Source organism: Azospirillum oleiclasticum (assembly GCF_013423485.1).
Lineage (GTDB): Bacteria > Pseudomonadota > Alphaproteobacteria > Azospirillales > Azospirillaceae > Azospirillum > Azospirillum oleiclasticum.
Window position 1 is genome coordinate 21,452 of the sequence record NZ_JABFFR010000021.1, and the last position, 17,990, is coordinate 39,441.

Annotated in this window: 16 protein-coding genes; 8 read left to right on the forward strand and 8 right to left on the reverse strand. The window is 64.0% G+C overall.

Annotated elements, in window-relative coordinates; genetic code table 11:
* The first annotated feature begins 1 nt into the window (after position 1).
* Positions 2-1,528, forward strand: a complete 1,527-nt coding sequence (locus HL658_RS20375) for a TRAP transporter large permease (RefSeq protein ID WP_180284449.1) — start codon at positions 2-4, stop codon at positions 1,526-1,528.
* Between the two features lie 64 nt (positions 1,529-1,592).
* Here HL658_RS20375 and phoU read toward each other — a convergent pair whose 3' ends face one another.
* Positions 1,593-2,321: a phosphate signaling complex protein PhoU gene (phoU, locus tag HL658_RS20380; protein ID WP_180284450.1), complete on the reverse strand. Its 729-nt coding sequence runs from the start codon at positions 2,319-2,321 to the stop codon at positions 1,593-1,595.
* A gap of 180 nt (positions 2,322-2,501) precedes the next feature.
* Here phoU and HL658_RS20385 point away from each other — a divergent pair, with 180 nt between their 5' ends.
* On the forward strand, positions 2,502-3,809 hold the full coding sequence (locus HL658_RS20385) for a pentapeptide repeat-containing protein (protein ID WP_180284451.1): 1,308 nt from the start codon (positions 2,502-2,504) through the stop codon (positions 3,807-3,809).
* Positions 3,810-3,816: 7 nt separating this feature from the next.
* Here the strand turns inward: HL658_RS20385 and HL658_RS20390 are convergent, their stop codons facing one another.
* Positions 3,817-4,410: an AAA family ATPase gene (locus HL658_RS20390; protein WP_180284452.1), complete on the reverse strand. Its 594-nt coding sequence runs from the start codon at positions 4,408-4,410 to the stop codon at positions 3,817-3,819.
* A gap of 285 nt (positions 4,411-4,695) precedes the next feature.
* On the opposite strand from HL658_RS20390, the gene HL658_RS20395 reads away from it, so the two are divergent.
* Together HL658_RS20395 and HL658_RS20400 are read left to right on the forward strand one after the other, a co-directional pair.
* Positions 4,696-5,538 carry an ABC transporter substrate-binding protein gene (locus HL658_RS20395; protein WP_180284453.1) on the forward strand — a complete coding sequence of 281 codons (843 nt, stop codon included), beginning with the start codon at positions 4,696-4,698 and terminating at the stop codon, positions 5,536-5,538.
* Positions 5,535-6,524 carry a FecCD family ABC transporter permease gene (locus HL658_RS20400; protein ID WP_180284454.1) on the forward strand — a complete coding sequence of 330 codons (990 nt, stop codon included), beginning with the start codon at positions 5,535-5,537 and terminating at the stop codon, positions 6,522-6,524. Before HL658_RS20395 ends, HL658_RS20400 begins: the two co-directional genes overlap by 4 nt.
* A 199-nt stretch (positions 6,525-6,723) precedes the next feature.
* Here the strand turns inward: HL658_RS20400 and HL658_RS20405 are convergent, their stop codons facing one another.
* Complete coding sequence (locus HL658_RS20405) at positions 6,724-7,269, reverse strand: MarR family winged helix-turn-helix transcriptional regulator (protein WP_180284455.1); 546 nt, start codon at positions 7,267-7,269, stop codon at positions 6,724-6,726.
* 479 nt (positions 7,270-7,748) lie between these two features.
* Here HL658_RS20405 and aguB point away from each other — a divergent pair, with 479 nt between their 5' ends.
* The gene (aguB, locus tag HL658_RS20410; RefSeq protein WP_180284456.1) at positions 7,749-8,624 is read left to right on the forward strand and encodes an N-carbamoylputrescine amidase; all 876 of its coding nucleotides are present in this window, start codon (positions 7,749-7,751) and stop codon (positions 8,622-8,624) included.
* Between the two features lie 18 nt (positions 8,625-8,642).
* Here aguB and HL658_RS20415 read toward each other — a convergent pair whose 3' ends face one another.
* Both HL658_RS20415 and HL658_RS20420 read right to left on the reverse strand, forming a co-directional pair.
* Complete coding sequence (locus HL658_RS20415) at positions 8,643-9,218, reverse strand: putative metalloprotease CJM1_0395 family protein (protein ID WP_246337745.1); 576 nt, start codon at positions 9,216-9,218, stop codon at positions 8,643-8,645.
* Positions 9,219-9,315: 97 nt separating this feature from the next.
* Positions 9,316-10,347, reverse strand: a complete 1,032-nt coding sequence (locus tag HL658_RS20420) for a histone deacetylase family protein (protein WP_180284457.1) — start codon at positions 10,345-10,347, stop codon at positions 9,316-9,318.
* A gap of 272 nt (positions 10,348-10,619) precedes the next feature.
* Between HL658_RS20420 and HL658_RS20425 the strand changes: the two genes are divergently transcribed.
* From HL658_RS20425 to HL658_RS20435, 3 genes are all read left to right on the forward strand, one after another.
* Positions 10,620-13,595, forward strand: a complete 2,976-nt coding sequence (locus tag HL658_RS20425) for an SLBB domain-containing protein (RefSeq protein ID WP_180284458.1) — start codon at positions 10,620-10,622, stop codon at positions 13,593-13,595.
* Positions 13,592-14,416 carry a glycosyltransferase gene (locus HL658_RS20430; protein WP_180284459.1) on the forward strand — a complete coding sequence of 275 codons (825 nt, stop codon included), beginning with the start codon at positions 13,592-13,594 and terminating at the stop codon, positions 14,414-14,416. Before HL658_RS20425 ends, HL658_RS20430 begins: the two co-directional genes overlap by 4 nt.
* A 92-nt stretch (positions 14,417-14,508) precedes the next feature.
* Complete coding sequence (locus HL658_RS20435; RefSeq protein ID WP_180284460.1) at positions 14,509-14,979, forward strand: helix-turn-helix domain-containing protein; 471 nt, start codon at positions 14,509-14,511, stop codon at positions 14,977-14,979.
* Here HL658_RS20435 and HL658_RS20440 read toward each other — a convergent pair.
* The 3 genes from HL658_RS20440 to HL658_RS20450 are packed head-to-tail and all read right to left on the reverse strand — an operon-like array spanning position 14,933 to position 17,989.
* The gene (locus tag HL658_RS20440) at positions 14,933-15,793 is read right to left on the reverse strand and encodes a glycosyltransferase family 2 protein (RefSeq protein ID WP_180284461.1); all 861 of its coding nucleotides are present in this window, start codon (positions 15,791-15,793) and stop codon (positions 14,933-14,935) included. The genes HL658_RS20435 and HL658_RS20440 overlap by 47 nt on opposite strands.
* Positions 15,793-16,737: a hypothetical protein gene (locus HL658_RS20445; protein WP_180284462.1), complete on the reverse strand. Its 945-nt coding sequence runs from the start codon at positions 16,735-16,737 to the stop codon at positions 15,793-15,795. Before HL658_RS20445 ends, HL658_RS20440 begins: the two co-directional genes overlap by 1 nt.
* Complete coding sequence (locus HL658_RS20450; protein WP_180284463.1) at positions 16,730-17,989, reverse strand: glycosyltransferase family 4 protein; 1,260 nt, start codon at positions 17,987-17,989, stop codon at positions 16,730-16,732. Before HL658_RS20450 ends, HL658_RS20445 begins: the two co-directional genes overlap by 8 nt.
* Position 17,990: the final 1 nt, after the last annotated feature.

A 17,990-nucleotide genomic window follows, 5' to 3' on the forward strand; every position in this document is an offset into this window, starting at 1 on the left:
GATGACGGCATTCCTGATCGAGAACATGGCGCCACTGATGTTCGTGGCGCTGGTCTTCTTCCTGCTCTTCGGCTACCCCGTGGCCTTCGCGCTGGCCGCCAATGGGCTGCTCTTCGGCTTCATCGGCATGGAGCTGGGGCTGCTGCGCCCGGAGCTGTTCCAAGCGTTGCCCGAACGCGTGTTCGGGATCATGTTCAACGACACGCTTCTTGCCATCCCATTCTTCACCTTCATGGGGCTGATCCTCGAACGCAGCGGCATGGCCGAGGATTTGCTGGACACCATTGGACAGCTATTCGGCCCGTTGCGCGGTGGTCTCGCCTACGCCGTCATCTTCGTCGGTGCGCTGCTGGCCGCCACGACGGGCGTGGTGGCGGCGTCGGTCATCTCCATGGGCCTGATCTCGCTGCCGATCATGCTGCGCTACGGCTATGACCGGCGTGTGGCGACGGGCGTGATCGCGGCGTCCGGAACGCTGGCGCAGATCATCCCGCCGTCGCTTGTGCTCATCGTTTTGGCCGATCAGCTCGGCCGTTCCGTTGGCGACATGTATGCCGGCGCGCTCCTGCCGGGTCTGGTTCTCACCGGTCTCTACACGGGCTACATCCTGCTGGTCACCCTCATCCGCCCGAGCTACGCGCCGGCGCTCCCGCTGGAAGCACGGTCGTTGCGGGGCATGAAGCTGGTCACGCGGGTGGTGGTGTCGCTGGTGCCGCCACTGGTGCTGATCTTCCTGGTGCTCGGCACCATCTTCCTCGGCATCGCCACGCCGACCGAAGGCGGAGCCATGGGTGCCGTCGGCGCGCTGCTGTTGGCCCTGTTCAAGGGCAAGCTCAGCATGGCGTTGATGCGTCAGGCGATGGACACGACGGCGAAGCTGTCCACCTTCGTGGTCTTCATTCTAATTGGGTCCACTGTCTTCGGCCTCGTGTTCCGCGCGGTCAACGGCGACCTTTGGGTCGAGCATCTTCTGACCGGCCTACCTGGCGGTGAGTTGGGCTTCCTCATCGTCGTCAATATCATGGTCTTCCTGCTGGCCTTTTTCCTCGATTTCTTTGAGCTGGCCTTCATCATCGTTCCGCTTCTGGCACCGGTGGCGGACAAGCTGGGGATCGACCTGATCTGGTTCGGCGTATTGCTGGGCGTGAACATGCAGACGTCCTTCATGCACCCGCCCTTCGGATTTGCGCTCTTCTATCTGCGCAGCGTGGCGCCGCGAACCGCCTATCTCGACAAGGTAACAAATCTGCGCACGGAGGGGATCTCCACGGGCCAGATTTACTGGGGTGCGGTGCCGTTCGTGTGCATCCAGTTGATCATGGTGGCCATCGTCATCATGTTCCCCGGGCTGGTTCTGGACAGCGTCCATCACGGGCCGGCGGTGGACATCGACACGATCCAGATCGAAATCCCGCAGACCGACTATGCTCCGGCACCTCCGCTGACGTTCCCTGGTGCCGATCAGCCCGCCGCTCCGGCGGATGATCCGGGTGCCGACATCATGCGCCAGTTGCAGCAAAATCAGTAACCACCTCGGCCGGCCCGTGACCACTCGGGCCGGCCGGCCATTACTGAAGGCGGCGGTACCTGCGTCAGCCTTCGTTTGGGTCTTCCTTGCGGGTAAGCACGGTGAAGCTGCTCAGATCCTGCTTGATCCGCTCTTCGCCAGGCAATGCTCCCTTGACCAGGAAGCAGACATTCTCCGCGACGTTGGTCGCGTGATCGCCGATCCGCTCGATCGCTTTGGCCATGAACAGCAGATGCGTGCAGCCGCCGATCTGTTGCGGCGATTCCATCATGTAGGTGAGCAACTCGCGAAACAGCGCCGTGTAGGCCGCATCCACTTCGCCATCGCGGTTTCGCACGGCCATGGCGAGATCAGGATCCTGTTTGACGTAGGCGGTCGTAACGTCCCGAACCATGGTCACAACGCTTTGGCCCATCCAGGTCAGCGAACGGACCGGCGGTGGCGTAGGAAGGTCCGCCAGAACGGCGGCCCGACGTGCGATGCCACGGGCGAAATCGCCGATGCGTTCCATGTTGCCGGCGATCTTGAGGGACGCCACAACCTCGCGGAGGTCGCGAGCCATCGGCTGGCGGAGCGCCAACAAGCGGACAGCCATCATCTGAACGCGATGTTCCAGTTGGTCGATCTCCGCATCGCCGGCGACGACCTGATCAGCCAGTTGCAGCTCGCCATCGATGACCACCTTGAGAGCCATTTCGAGCTGGCGTTCGGCAATCCGGCCCATGCTTTCGACCGTCGCCTGGAGCTCTCGCATCTCCGCGTCGAAGGCGGCGACGGTGTGCCCAATGGCCATTCCTCGTCCTTTCCATGTCCGTGTCACCGTAGGATAAGCTCACCGCGGCAGTTCGTCATCCCATGCCGCGCTTCGCCGAAGGGATTATCGCTCTTAACGATTGATGGAGACTATTTTAGCAAACTGCCGCATGTTGCAACGGATCAGGCACCCTCTGGCCGCCGGACTACGGATCGGGACATGACGCCTCACGAGTTGGTCGCCGTGCTGGAGAAGCATGAGCGCTGGCTGAAAAACAAGGGCGGCGGAAGCCGTGCCAACCTGACCATGTTGAATCTGGAAGGCTCCAACCTGTCCGGCGTCGATCTGACGTCCGGCAAGCTCTCCGGTGCCAACCTCTCGCATTGCGACCTGTCCAACGCCAATCTGAGCCACGCGGACCTGTTCGCCGCTCATCTGACCAAGGCGGACCTGTCCGGCTGCAACCTGTACCGTGCCGACCTGCGCGGCGCCCATATGCGCGGCGCGAAGCTCCGCCGGGCGATTCTCAAGGAGGCGGACCTCCGCGGTGGCGCCCTGCTCTATGGCAATGGCAGGAACAGCGGCAAAGGGCTTGATTTCGTCCGATCCGACCTGACCGGAAGCAATTTCGACGAGGCGATGCTGTCCAACGCCAACCTGAGCGGCGCGGATCTGACGGACGTCACGATGAATGGAGCCGATTGTGAAGGCGCGCTCCTGGCCGGCGCCACGCTTTTGCGATCCACCATGAAGAATTGCAACCTCACTCGCGCCGATCTCCGCGGATGCAATCTCTCTGGTGTCAACCTGACGGGTGCGGTTCTGCGGGATGCCAACCTGTCCAGCTGTGTCCTAGCGGGTGCTAATCTGCGCAATGCCGACCTGCAGGGCGCCCGCCTCGAGGGTGCCGATCTCGCTGGTGCCGACACCACGGGCGCCAATCTGGCTCGTTCGGCGGAAAACTTCTCCATCCAGATCCAGGAGTCGCTTCACCACCACTATACCTGGATCAACACGAACGGTGCCATGGGCGCGCGCGCCGATCTGACCGGTGCCGATCTGTCCCACATCGACCTTCACGGCGTGAACCTTTCCGGGGCAAATCTCAGGAAGGTGACACTGGTGGGGGCCAAGATGCGCGACAGCCTGCTGATCATGTGCGACATGTCGGAAGCGGACCTTCGCAACGCCGACTTCAGCGGAGCGATCCTCGACGGCGTCAACTTGCGGGGTGCCGATCTGACAGGAGCACGCCTCGACGGAACCGGCATTGGCTGGGTCGATATAAAAGGACCGGAAGGGAATCCGACCGGTCGCCTTTGGGCGGCGAATCTCACGGGATGCAAGCTGAACGCAGCGTCGCTGGTGCGCGCGAACATGCGCGGCGCCAATCTTGCGAGTGCCGATTTCTCGGATGCGGATCTCACAGGCGCCGTACTGAGCGATGCCAACACGCGCGATGCACGTTTCACCGGTGCCAACCTTACCGGCACCAGCATGCCGAAAGCGTCCGAGCCTGACGATTGATCAGCAGCTACGGGACGACTCCCACGTGACGCAATATCCAGTCGCAACGTACGTCGGGCTCGTTCATATGGGCGGGCATGAAGTGCAGCCGCGGCATGGGAACGTAGCGACGACAGAGGCCCTCGATCACCGTCTGCGCGTGAAGCTGGTGCCACCGGTTCGGGTAACGGACACCATCATCCAACAGGGGGAGCACACCCCAGGGCAACACGATCACCGCGTCCCAGGCCTCGGTCGCGGCAATGGCACGCTCCAGCAGCGCTCCGGTGCCATCCGGCTCGTCGGCCGCATAACCATTGCAGAGCCAGAACGCCACGAAATCCAGCGGCGTACGGTCCGACACGAACCCATCATCGCAAGCCGTAGCGGCGTCGATCAGATCTTCGGAATCGTCACGAAGCAGATCCCGGTGCTCGTCCCGTGTCATTGCGTGAAGACTGAACCCCGCCAGCAATCGGGCGCGCATCCGCTCCTCCAGCACCGGCACGCCCAGTGCGTCGGCGACGGTGAGCGCCAACGTTGTCTTCCCCACTCCGGCACTGCCGGTCAGGCCGATACGGGGCCTGCGCATGTCTCGTGCTGCCACCATGATGCGGTACATTAGCTCCCAAAGGTTCTGCTTGCCAGATGCCCTTGGTAATCCTTAGTGTCGCAACCGCACAACGGCTCCTTCAGGGGATGACAACGGAACAGGGTGGCGCGCCGCGGCGCAATTCTGTGGCTAGCCCAGTAACCGCTGACGGCGAACCGGCCAGCGCGAAGGACCACTGGAATGCTCCGACGGTCCGGCCATGACCCGAAGAGAGGAGACTTGCCGTTGTGTAGGGCGCGTCCACCAACCGAAGGGCGGGGTGTGCCACCGGCGTGGTCGTCCGCGGGCGGAGCGATGGATTCCGGTAACCCTCTCAAGGCGATGCGCGTAAATGTTCTCCTGATACTGTTCATAAGCATCGTCTCCACGCCGGCGTTCGGTGAGCCTCGCCGGGTGGTATCGATGAACCTGTGTGCCGACCAGCTGCTGGTGCTGCTGGCTGACCGACCGGCGATCCTGTCGCTGTCCCCGCTGTCGCGCGACCCGGTGCTGTCCTACGTGGCGCCGCTTGTCAAAGACCTTCCACAGAACCATGGAATGGCTGAGGAGATCTATCCCCTCAAGCCGGATTTGGTACTGGCCGGCTCCCACACGGCCCGGCCGACGGTGGCGTTCCTGAAGTCCAGAGGAATCCCAGTTCTGGAACTTTCGATTCCCAGGGACTTCAATGAAATCCGCGATCAGCTGCGTCGGGTAGCCGACGCGTTGGGCCGGACTGCCAGGGGAGAGGAATTGATCACCGCAATGGATCGTCTTCTCGACGAGGTACCGGCACGCGCCGGCTCCCGTCCTCTCGCACTCGCATGGCAGGCAGGCGGATTCACAGCCGGTACGGGAACCCTGACCGATGCCGTCTTCGAAGCGGCCGGGGTGGAGAACCTGGCTGCCCGCAGCGGATTGGCTGGATACGGATACATCGGTCTGGAGACCGTTGTGGCCGGACGACCGGACCTGCTTGTTTCGGAGCATGCCATGCCTGGTCGCCCGTCCCTGCAACAGGCTTTGCTCCAACATCCGGCTCTTGCGGACGGAAGTGGGATCGGGCACCGGATCGATGTGCCAAGCGCACTTACGGCTTGCGGAGGACCTTTCACGGCCGAAGCCGTTCGCATTATCCGCCAAGCATCGGAACCATGACCGCTCGCGTTCTCAATGCCGCTCTTGCCGTGCTTTGCGCCGCGCTGTTCGGTGCTTCGCTGTCCGTCGGTCCCAGCCCCGTCGGCGTGTCGACCGCCCTCGCCGATCTGATGGCCGGTAACGGAAGCACCGCGGCCGTCATCTTCACCGAGATTCGTGTGCCGCGGGCGATGCTTGGCCTCGCCGTCGGGGCCAGCCTTGGCTTGGCGGGCGCTGCCTTGCAGGGCTGGTTGCGCAATCCGCTGGCGGAACCTGGTGTCGTCGGGGTGTCGCCGTTCGCGGCCCTGGGCGCCGTGATCGCGTTCTACAGCGGCTGGTCCACCGCCCTCCCTCTGGCGTTGCCATTGGGCGGTATAGCCGGAGCGCTGTTTGGCGTCGCCATCCTCTACGGACTTGCGGGCCGGGCCGCGGGTGTTTTGACGATGGTGCTCGCTGGTACGGCACTGTCCAGCTTGGCGTCGGCGCTGACATCCCTTGCGCTGAGTCTGTCACCGAATCCGTTCGCACTGACGGAAATCGTGTTCTGGCTCCTGGGATCGCTGGCCGACCGTAGTCTGTCCCATGTGGGCCTGACACTCCCCTTCATGATCATGGGCTGGATGTTGCTGCTGAGTCTCGGCAAGCCGCTTGACGCGTTGACGCTGGGGGAGGCGACGGCACGCTCGTTGGGCATCGACCTCGCCCGCCTGCGATTCCGACTGGTTCTGGGAACCGCCCTTGCCGTCGGGGCTGCTGTGGCGGTGACAGGCGCTATCGGCTTTGTCGGGTTGATCGTTCCGCATTTGCTGCGCCCTCTGGTCGGGTGGCAACCGGGACGGCTTCTTCTGCCGAGCGCGCTCGGAGGGGCGGCGCTCACCGTTGCCGCCGATATAGCGGTTCGTATGCCGGCATCCGGCAATGAACTGAAGCTCGGTGTGGTCACGGCGTTGCTCGGCGCGCCGTTCTTCCTGGCTCTTGTCCTGCGAATGCGGGGCACAGTGCCATGAAACCATTGCCGGCCCCTCCTGCCGAGCACGGCAGTCCGTCACAGGCCGGCATGATCATCCGAGGAGGGCCGTATATGGGCGCCGCGGCTCGGATCTCCAGGATGACCCACGGGCAGTGGCGCTTCCATTCCGCATCGCACAACAGAACAGCCATAGACATCCGGCTCGAGTTCCCGACACGAATCCAGTCGATTGAGGATTAATCCTCCGTCAGCGGATCACTTCCACCGTCCGCTTCCTCCCCTCCTGCATTCAGCTCGCGCAAATTCTCGATCATGCGCTGCATCAGCTCCATCGTACGCGTCAGATCATCGTCCGCAAGACCACGCATCGCCAGCTGGTTGATCTCCATCGCGCATGGAAGGAGGACGTCACGAAGCGACCGCCCTTTCGGCGTCAGAAAAATGTTCACTTTGCGCCGATCATGAGGGTTCCGGACGCGCTGCACCAAGTCGCGCCGCTCCATGCCATTGAGGGCAGTGACGGTTGTCGGCTCCATCATGCCGACCCGCTGGCTCAACTCCCGCTGCGTGATGCCATCCTCGTGCCAGAGCGCACGCAGAAAGAGCCATTGCCCCATGGTTACGCCATGGCTTGCGATCCGCGATTGAAGGGCCCTGGTGAAGGAGCGGTGAACATCCCGCAAAAGCTGGGAGAATCCATACTCCAGGTCACCATGCTTCGGCGCGCTGCCGTGAGCAGGCGTTCCTGGTGCAGCGCCGGGTTTGTAGGAAGGTGGGTGCATCAAGGCGATCTCATGACATCCGGGAGCAGGGTGAGAGATGGAACCGGCATCCGCAACCTCAAGTGCGCGGTGGATGATGGATCATATCCATTGAAATGCTTGACGCAAAGGAAACCATCGCGGCGTTTCGCCTCGCATGCAAGGATATGTGTCCTCTTCCTCCTTTTTCCGTCACCAGACGGCTGAAAGTTCTATGATGAATGAAAGATTACCCCGGCCCGGATTTCTCAGCTACCAGCGTCATTCAGAAGAATGCCATCCATATCCACGTATGTTAGATTTGTGCGCATCCGGATTTTAGCCGGTTTTCCTTTGGATGTCACGATCGCAGGATCATCCGGTAAACCACAGCCTCGATGAAGTTTCCGGGACAAGGGGTTGCCAGTCCGGCAATGAAGAGCACATACAGGGTCCGCCTGCCACCTATGCCGTCCCGGAGATCGTTTTCAGGTGGCGACATGTCTGGGAGAGGGGTCGTCATGCGCAACATAACTGTCGCCGCCACGCAGTTCGCCTGCAGTTGGGACCGGGAAGCGAACGTGGATAAAGCCGAGGCCCTGGTGCGCCGCGCCGCCACCGATGGGGCCCAGGTGATCCTGCTTCAGGAGTTGTTCGAGACTCCCTACTTCTGCAAGGAGCAGAGGCAAAAACTCTTTTCGCTGGCCATGGAAGCCGAAGGTCATCCAGTGCTGGCCAGAATGTCAGCGCTGGCTCGAGCCCTTGAAGTGGTTCTTCCCGTGAGCTTCTTCGAACGGGCAAACAATGCCTTTTACAATTCCCTGGCCATGATCGATGCGGATGGATCGATCCTTGGCATCTACCGCAAATCCCACATTCCAGACGGACCGGGATATCAGGAGAAATATTACTTCAATCCCGGTGACACCGGCTTTCGCGTGTTCACCACACGGTATGCCACCATCGGCGCTGCGATCTGCTGGGATCAGTGGTTTCCGGAAAGCGCCCGCGCCATGGCGCTCATGGGGGCGGAGCTTCTGCTCTACCCGACGGCGATCGGATCGGAACCGCAGGATGCGGAAATCGACAGCCAGGCGCATTGGACGCGGGTCATGCAGGGTCACGCTGGCGCCAATCTGATGCCCCTCGTTGCTTCCAACCGCATCGGACGTGAAATCGAGGAAAGCTGCGGCATCACCTTCTATGGCTCCTCCTTCATCGCCGGCCCGACCGGCGAGATTGTGGCGCAGGCCGACAGGACGTCCGAGTGCATTCTGACCGCCACCTTCGATCTCGACCGGATCGCTCTGCAGCGCGCGTCGTGGGGCATCTTCAGGGACCGCAGGCCCGATCTCTACGGAGCCTTGCTGACCTCAGATGGGCGACGTCGGGGCTGACCCGGCACCCGGGGGGCATCAGACGCTGACCGAGACGGCCCTGACCCTTGACGTCTTCCCAATGGCCGCTGCGGAACCATAGGCAGCGGCCCCTCGTTCAGCCGCGGCATTGCGAACGCCGTTGGTCCCCCCGCCCTCCTCCTCCGCCTGCTGCCGCCGCTGCTCGGATCGAGCCTGTGCGCCGGCGGCATCGGCCTGCTGGGCCACGCGAAGATCCTGGGGGGAAGGATCCGGAGGTGCCAACGCCGCGCGTTTGACCGTTTCCATCTTGCGGATGGTGGCTGCCGGATCCCGCTCCGGGCTGGCGTCGATCGGCACCTCGCCAGCAACCGCGTAATTCTTGTTATCGGGCCCCCGCGTGAACTGATAGCTCGGCGCCCCTGCGTGTGGCCCACCCGCGGAGACATGCGCCTGCTCATGCTGGCGGACTTTCTGGTCCGTTGCGCGAAGCTGCTGGATTTGCCGTTGAACCTCGGGATTCGTCAGATCCGTGCCACCGGCGGCCGATGGCCCCGAATCGGAGTCCGACCGGTCAGCGCGCCGGCCAGCACGCTGCGGCTGCCACCCGTTGCTCCCCGAGACGCTGTCGATCAAGGTCGTTCGGCCCAATCGATGTTCGATCGTCGGATTTTACGACGATTGCCGGCGACTCGGCAACGCCCCCCGACCAATTGCAAGGAATCGTGATCCGTCAGCGTCCCTCAAAACCGGTCAGGACATTCACGATGTTCACACCGAGGGCATCGACGGCGTAGCCGCCCTCCATGACGAAACAGGTCGGGAGCCCGATGCGTTCGATCATCGCGCCAATCCGCGGGAAATCCTCCATCGTCAACCGAAAGCGGGAGATCGGGTCGCCTTCGTACGTGTCCGCACCCAAGGACACGACGAGCGCGTCCGGCGTGAACTCCTGGATGCGCGATGCCGCAATGGACAGCGCCTCGGCATAGGCGGGCCAGTCCGTCCCCCAGGGCAGTGGCAGATTCAGCGTGAACCCCTCACCACGCCCGCCGCCGCGCTCGTCGGCGTGACCACTGTAGTATGGGAATTCCTGGCGCGGGTCGGCGTGCACGCACACGAAGAGAACATCGTCGCGTTCCCAGAAAATCTCCTGGGTACCATTTCCGTGATGGTAATCGACGTCGAGGATGGCGATCCGCTCTGCTCCTCCATCGAGCATACGCTGGGCCGCCACCGCTGCGTTGTTGACGAAGCAATAGCCCCCATAGAAGGCCTGCCCGGCATGATGACCCGGCGGACGGACCAGCGCGAAGGACGCCCGATCGCCGCTGGACACGAGATCCGCGGCCGTCACGGCACAAGAAGCCGCGGCAAGGGCGGCCCGCCACGTCCCCTCTGTGATCGGCGTGCCTGCATCGAAGGAGTAATAACCCAGTTTTCCATCGATCGACTCCGGCACCACCCGCCTGTGCATGTTCGGAGCCAACCAATTGAGTGGCAGGGCATCCCAATCGCCGTGCTCGACCACCCACTGATCCCACGCGGTCTTGAGGAACTCGACATAGGCTTTGTCATGAACGCGCAGAATTGGTGCTTCATCGAGCAGCGACGGCGGGCGCAAGGGACCCAGCGCCATCTGCCGTGCCCGTGCCAGTACCATCTCCGCCCGTTCCGGACGTTCATGACAAGGCACCAGCCGGCCGTCGTTCAACTCGGCCCGTCCGGCCTGCTGCCGATGGTCGTCGCTGTACAGGATGATCATGCGTTCATTCCACGTGGTGGGGAGCCGCCAAAGCCGTCAGCGAACCCTTCACGGCCAGAAATCACCTTGGCGTGCTGGACGCCAGCCTTCAAGCCCCCATCCTGCCGGTGGCCCGGCATGCGCGGGCATGACTGGACCTCTCCTCGTCAGCGGATTCTCACGCTAAAGACGCTGACCATCGCAGAAACCCTGTTGTCACGCGATTCCATGCCATTGTATTCTATCTTCCGGTTGTCAACTCCGCGGCGTTAAACCGCCTTTGGGGAAGAAGCATGTTTTTTGCCGCGCGCGAATTGAGGGTGTTCGCGGCTTATGCGGCGCCGATGTGGGTGTATGCCTGCATCATATGGGGGTTGGGCCTCATCGGTCAGGCCGCGGCAGCATCGCCGTCGCCCATCGAACAGGCCTATTCCACCCGCGCCGGCTCCGAACTCAAGCAGTTCGGATATGAACTTTTTGCCACTAAATCGCCTCCGGCGCAGGGGCGTGAACCGATTGGCGCCGTACACGGTGACTATGTGCTTGGCGTTGGTGACGAATTGGCCGTCACACTGCGCGGCCAGATTAATTCGACTCGGCGTTACCGCGTCGATGGCGACGGTCGCCTGCTGATCGACGAGCTTCGGCCACTGCGCGCCGATGGTCGCACCCTCGATGAGTTCCGCAGGGAGTTGGCGATCGCCATCTCCGCAGCACATCTCGATGTGGAAACCTTCGTCTCGGTCACGGAGATCCGGCAAATCGGCGTCCTTGTCCTGGGCGCCGTCGGCAGACCTGGGCGGCAGGAATTGATCAGTCAAGCCACGGTGTTCGATGCGTTGATCGTGGCCGGCGGCGTCACGCGCAGCGGGTCGCTGCGGAGGATCAAGCTGCTTCGCGGCGCAACGGAACGCGTCGTCGACGTCTATGAACTTGTTCAAACGGGCGGTGGCGGGACGACGGAGCGCCTGCGCGACGGTGATCGCATCCTGGTTCCGCCCTTGGGACCGACCGTCGCTGTGGCTGGCCCGGTCAAGCACCCCGGCATCTTCGAACTGCCCGCCGGCGTCGATCGTGCGTCCGTTGCGGCCATGCGCGACCTCGCGGGAGGCCTTATCCGTCCGGCCACCCAGCAGGCGATGCGGCTCGGCCTGAAGGCCGACGGCGGCGAATTGGCGGAGGAGGTCAGGGACAGCACCGCGCCCCTGCTGGGTGACGGTGACATCCTGATGCTCGCCCCGCTGCGGGAAGACCGGCAGGGCGTCGTGCGCCTGGAGGGGCACGTCCTGCGCCCTGGTCCACGCTCGATCCGCGACAATCGGACACTGATCGATCTCGTGGGAGAACGCGATCTTCGTCCAGGGCATTATCGGCCCTTCGCCGCACTCGCGTCGACGGACCGCGCCACCGGGATGACGACCCACACGGCCATCGATCTTGCCGGGGTCTTGGACGGCCGCACCGACCGCCGGCTTGCCGAAGGGGACACGCTGATCATCTTCAGCACCGCCGATGTGGATTTTCTGACATCCGACGCCGTCCTCCGACTGTTGCGCGGCGACCGCTCGTTGCCCGAAGGCGCCTGCCGTGGCCTGGTGGTGCTCGCGCGGACGATTGCAGGATCGCCCGACGGACCGTTCGCCCGCGGACCACAGGCCCAGGCCGCCGCTGAATTGACCGGCAGCCGGCAGCCTTGCCCACCCATATTCGACGAAAATCCGGATTTGCTGGCCTTCGCGCTTCAGCAATCCGTGCTTGTCCGCTCCGGCGTCACCCGTCCGGGATTCTTCCCGGTCGCCGGTAAGGCCGGCACGCAGGCGATCGCCCGATCGACCGGCCAAGCGAGGGACAAGCCGGCAACGCGCGCGGTCGCTGCCATCGAGCCGGAGGGAAGCCTTGGCCGCGACGACATCATGGATCGGGCGGAGCCCGTGTTCGAACTCATCGGACATGTGAGATTTCCAGGCGTGCGGAGGCTGGCCGGCGGGACGACGCTCCGTGCGGCACTCGAGCAGGGGCGTGCCTTGCGCGACGGTGTCTACCCATTGATGGGGGTGATCGAGCGGGTGAACCGACGCTCCCTGTCTCAGACCTTGATCGCCTTCTCGCCGCAGGAGGTCGTGCGCGGCCGGGCCGATCGCGTGCTGGAGGATGGGGACCGCGTGCATCTGATTGCCCGTACCCACATCCGGTTGCTCACGGCCCACCCTCCGGCACACGACAGTCTGCCCCCCTCGGTCGAGGAATTGGGGCTGGATCCGCTGATCGCCTCTCTGTTGAACGAGCACGCTGTGCAGGTGCGCGGCGCGGTGCGCCAGCCTGGCGCCTACCCGGTGGCCGACCGTACAGCGGTCGAATCAGTGATTACCGAAGCGGGTGGAGTCTCCGCCTCGGGAGATCCGGCAAGCGTGGAGCTCACCTTCGGAAGCGGTGCCACCCGACGCGAGACCATCGACCTTACCAAGGCCGACGGCCAACGGGCATTCGTCGGGATCGGCGATGCGGTGCGGGTCAATCCGACCTTCGCGCGGATGGAACCGCGTACGGTCAACATCGTGGGGGAAGTCCGCCGGCCCGGCCGCTACGACGTTCTGCGCGGGGAGCGGCTGTCCGCGCTCATCGCGCGAGCTGGCGGCCTGACCGACGATGCCTATCCCGCCGGTGCGTTCTTCAGCCGCGAAAGCGAACGCCGCCGCAAGAAGGAGGAGTTCAACAATCACGCGCGCGCGATCGATGCCGCCATCGTGCGGCTGCGTCAGAAGGGCGAACCGATCCGCGACGAACAGGAATCCCACGCCCGGCAGCTCGCCGCGGAACTGCGTGGGATCGATCCTCCCGGCAGGATCGTCGTCGAGGCCGATCCCATCGTGCTCCGGAAGCGACCGGAACTCGACATCCTGCTGGAAGCGGATGACCAGATCGTCATTCCCAAACGCCCGCTCACCGTCGTCGTGTCCGGTGAACTCATGGCTCCGGCAGCCCTTCAGTTCGTGTCGGGCAAGACCGCCGACGACTACATCCACGAGGGCGGCGGAACCACCCGGGATGCCGACACGGGGCGCAGCTTCCTGGTTCTTCCCGATGGGCGCGCGGAGCCGCTGTCCATCTCATCCTGGAACCACACGGTCACCGCCGTGCCGCCTGGAGCGATGATTGTGATCCCACGCGACGTCCGCCCCTATGGATTCCTCGAGCTGGCCAAGGACATCGGGGGAATCGTCAGCCAGCTCGCCCTGACCGCGGCATCGATCACGGTGATTTCACGATGAGCACCAGGCCGCTCGCCATCATCACCGTGATCCGCAACGACTTTGCCGGCTTCCTGGCCACACGGACCAGCCTGAGATCGCAAAGCCGGCAGGATTTCGACTGGATCGTGGTGGATGGCGGCTCAACCGACGGAACCGCGGAATGGCTGGCCGATCATACCGTCGAAGCCACCTGGTGGCGCTCCGGTCCGGACCGCGGTCCCTATCATGCCATGAACCTGGGCTTGACCGCGACCACGGCGCCGGTCGTGCTGTTCCTCAACGCCGGTGACTGCCTGGCCGGCCCGCAGGTCGTGGAACGGCTCTTGGCCGCGCTTGAAACCCATCACGAGGCGGATGTGCTGTACGGCGACGCGCTTGAACGGCTTGCTGATGGTCAGGTGGTTCTGAAGCCCGCCCGAGACCACAAGGCGGTCGCGTTCGGCATGTTCACCCACCACCCGGCCATCCTCTACCGCATCCCACAGCTCGGCAGCCCGCGATACGAAGAGCGCTTCACGGTCGGCGCGGACTATGCCTTCACGCTACGGGCGCTTGCCGCCGCGCGGTCGGTCGTGCGTTTGCAGGACCCGGTCTGTCTGGTCGAGCCGGCCGGCCTGTCGGCCCGCGACGCCGCAACCGGACGGCGGGATCAGGCGCGGATCCGCTACGAAATCTTGGGTTACGGCCGCCTCCGCAACGGCACCATCGCGGCGCTCCAACGCGTCAGCATGGCGGTTCGGCGGCGCTTTCCAGAGACATACAAGCGCTTGCGGTTTATCTCGAGAGAAAGAATATGTCTTTTTGAAATGTATGATCCCCGGAACGCAACAAAGTGTTGATACCGGGCTACGGATTCATACAATTTAGTTTTTGAACTAATCATCAACTGCGGCGGATGCCGTGTTGCTCCTGTGTGCCCGAGGGTTGCTCGATGTCTCCTCAAAAAACCAAGCTTTCCGCACCTCATACCCTCTCGCGCCGAGGAGAGGGGCCGAACCCGATCGATGTGCACGTGGGCGCCAGGCTGCGGCTACGGCGAACGCTTCTCGGTCTCAGCCAGGAGAAGCTGGGTGAAGCGGTCGGCATCACATTCCAGCAGTTGCAGAAATACGAGCGCGGATCGAACCGTATCAGCGCCAGCCGTCTCTACAATCTGTCGCAGGTGTTGGGGGTGCCCGTCAGCTTCTTCTTCGACGATATGCCCCCGCCCGAGTCGGAGACGATCCTGGTGGCCGAAGGTCAAGTGAGCGAAACGGACGAGTTCGAGTCCATGGCACGGCGGGAGACGCTCGAGTTGGTGCGTGCCTACTACCGCATCTCCGAGCCGTCGGTGCGCAAGCGAACGTTCGATCTCGTCAAGGCGCTTGGCGGCGAGAAGGACGGCGGTCCGTCGGCGGACTGACGCAGGTCAACCGTTTCACGTCCACCTGCCAGTGATAGAAGGCGCGGGCCAACGCGTGGTGAAAGCCCGCCCTTCCGTCCAGCAAGCCGAGTTTCAGCACATAGGCGTGCAGGAACACCATCAGAGGCCGCATCGGCGTGTTCGACCGGATGTGTTTGAGGACGCGGCGTAACCCCCGTTCGCGATCGACCAAAGTCGCCATCCTCCCGTCGTTACACAGGGCGGCTTCCCAGTCCGAATAGCGGTTGTGCCGGTCGAACCACGTCGACAGCGGTTTCCGGTCCTCGTGCAACAACGGGTGTTTCAACCGTCCGATGCGACCATCCACGACCGGCTGGTAGTGGCCTTCCACCTCCCACATGGTCGCAACGTCCAGGTCGGGCACGACAGGAAAGGAAGCGCGGTGTCGGTCCATCATGATGAGCTTGTGGTTCGCCGCGCCGAACCGCAGTCTCTGCCCGAGGAACACAGGACGGCCGGTCACGAAGTAGCCGGCGTGTCGCGGCCCATCCCGCATCAGCGCCGCCAGCTCACGCACCAACGCGGGTGTCAACCGCTCATCGGCGTCGAGATACAGCACCCAATCCCCGATGAAGGGCAGCCGCTCCAGGCACCATTGCTTCTTTTTCGGGTAGCCGCCGTCCCACATGAAGGGCACCACCACCGCGCCCATATCGGCCGCAATGTCCGGCGTGCCGTCGGTACTGCCGGAATCGACGACGAACACCTCGCGGAACTCGCGAACCGACTCCAGGCACGCACGCAGGTTCACCGCTTCGTTTCTGGTCATCACGATGACGGACACCGGAATCATCAATCGCGCGCCCAGGAGCGCCGGGTTGCGCCGAATGCGGCGGCCATCACCCCTACGGACAGACCGGCCGCCAGCGCCACGGTCAACACCATCGTTGGATCGGGCCAGTCCGGCAGTGCGTCGGCACTCGGCGCCTCCAACATGTCCGCGGCAAAGGGAAGCCCCACATCCAGCATGACGAGAACCCGCTGCTGCTCGTTCCGAAGTTCGGCGAAAACCTTGCGGTGTTCGTTCTGGGTAACCGTCGTGGCCAGGGCATCGGCAAATTCGAGTTGTGCGGCCGTGCGGCGTCGTGCCTCTGCCCGGAGATGGGCATCGGCCTGCTCCCCCAATGTCCGCAAAAAGGCAAGCGCGAAGCCGCGGTCGGAATGACGGAAACGGACTCGGCGCATTGCGCTTGTTCCAACCGGCTCGACCACGATGCGGCGCTTCAGATACTGCGCGACCGCAGTCACATCAGGCACCACCCAATCCTCACGACCCGCAAGCCTGAAAAGAAGCCGGCGCAGCGCCGAGGCAGCACCCGCCGGCTCCTCCCACGCGCCAGCCTGCGCGTCCCACCGCTCCTGAAACATGCGCTGAAGGAGACGCGGATCGGCCATCAGTCGTTCGGCCACCGGCACGGACGTCAGAAGGTGGAGATATCGGGCGAAGTCGGACAGAGCTTCCGAGCCGACTCCCTGCTCCGCCGCGCTCGCCGCTTCCCGTCCCGGCTGGGGAATGCGCGCGCCCATGGCCGCGAAGCCGGAAGTGGAGGTCGGACCGACCACCATGACCGCTGTGAATTCAGGCTGAACGGACCACAACAGTGCCAAACCGCCCGTCAGTGTCATCAGTGGCAGTACGAGAACCAGCCGCCACCCACGCAGGACATCACGCAGGATCGTCACTGCGGCATCCTGTTCGGCCCGCCGCTCCGTAATCGCCGCCAGACCGTCAACCACAGCCCCGGCTCCCGATCTCGAAACCCGCAGGCATCGTGGTGTTCCTGGCAAGCGCGTCGATGACCCCGGCGAAACGCACGGCCGCCAGATCGGCTGTCCATTCCGCCGCTGCCAGACCTGCCCGCCGGCCTTCCTCCGCACGGCGCTGATGATCGTTCCGATAACCCACGATCGCTGCGGCCAATCCGGCTGCGTCCCCCGGGTCCAACACCATTCCACAGCGGCGCTCCGTGATGCGTCGTGCGGCTTCCGAACCCGCCGGCCCCAGGAACAGGCAGGGCCGGTGCGTCGCCAGGGCACCGGTCGCCTTGCAGGGCACCAGCATCCCCTCCACCGTCGGATTCATCGTGACGAGGTGCAGGTCTGCGGCCCCGAGCAGCGCGCCGATGCGCTCCTTCGGCTGAAACGGCAGCGTGAGCAGATTGCCCAGACCGATTTCCGCCGCCCGGGCGACCATCGCGCCATGCGCACGCCCGTCGCCGACCATCAGGAACAGCACCTCCGGGCAGTCCCGCGCCAGCAACGCCGCCGCGTCGAGGATGGTGCCCAATGGATGGGCAAGACCGAAATTCCCCGCGTAGGTGACGACGAACCGCCCGTCGAGGCCGAGGTCGCGCCGTGCCGAAGCTGCCGCACCGGAGTCTTGGTGGATGGCAGGGTCCGGCCAATTGGGCAGGACGGTGATACGGGCGCCGGTGATACCCATCCGTGACAACCGTTCGCTCATGCAGCGCCCGATGGCCACGACACCGTCATGCGCGCGCAGAGCCCGCCGCATCCACCGCCCCAAATGACCGGCAAGCAACCGGGGCGTGACCACGCCGAGTGCCGGCAGAAGATCCGGATACAGATCGTGGCACCAATGTATGACCGCCGCACGATGCCAAGCGGCCAGCATGGGACCAGACAGGGCAAGAAGCGGCGGATCGGTCATGGTCACGATCACATCCTGCCGCGGCACGCGAAGGGCCCCGAACGCGAGGCGCGCCAGCGAGCGCAGGTACGCCCGTGCCGACAGCCGCCCATCGTCCTCGATCGACCGACCGGTGCGCAACACAATCACGCCCTGCGGCGCGTCGGCAGGGCCATCCCCGTCGCACAGCACGGTGACCCGCCAGCCAGCGGCGGCCAAGCGTTCCGACAGGTCCGCAAGGCATCGGCCGGTTGCACCTCTCTGCGGAGGGAAAACTCGGTTCACGAACAAAATGGAGCGCACGCGACCGCACCGCGATTGTGTCGCACCACAATACATT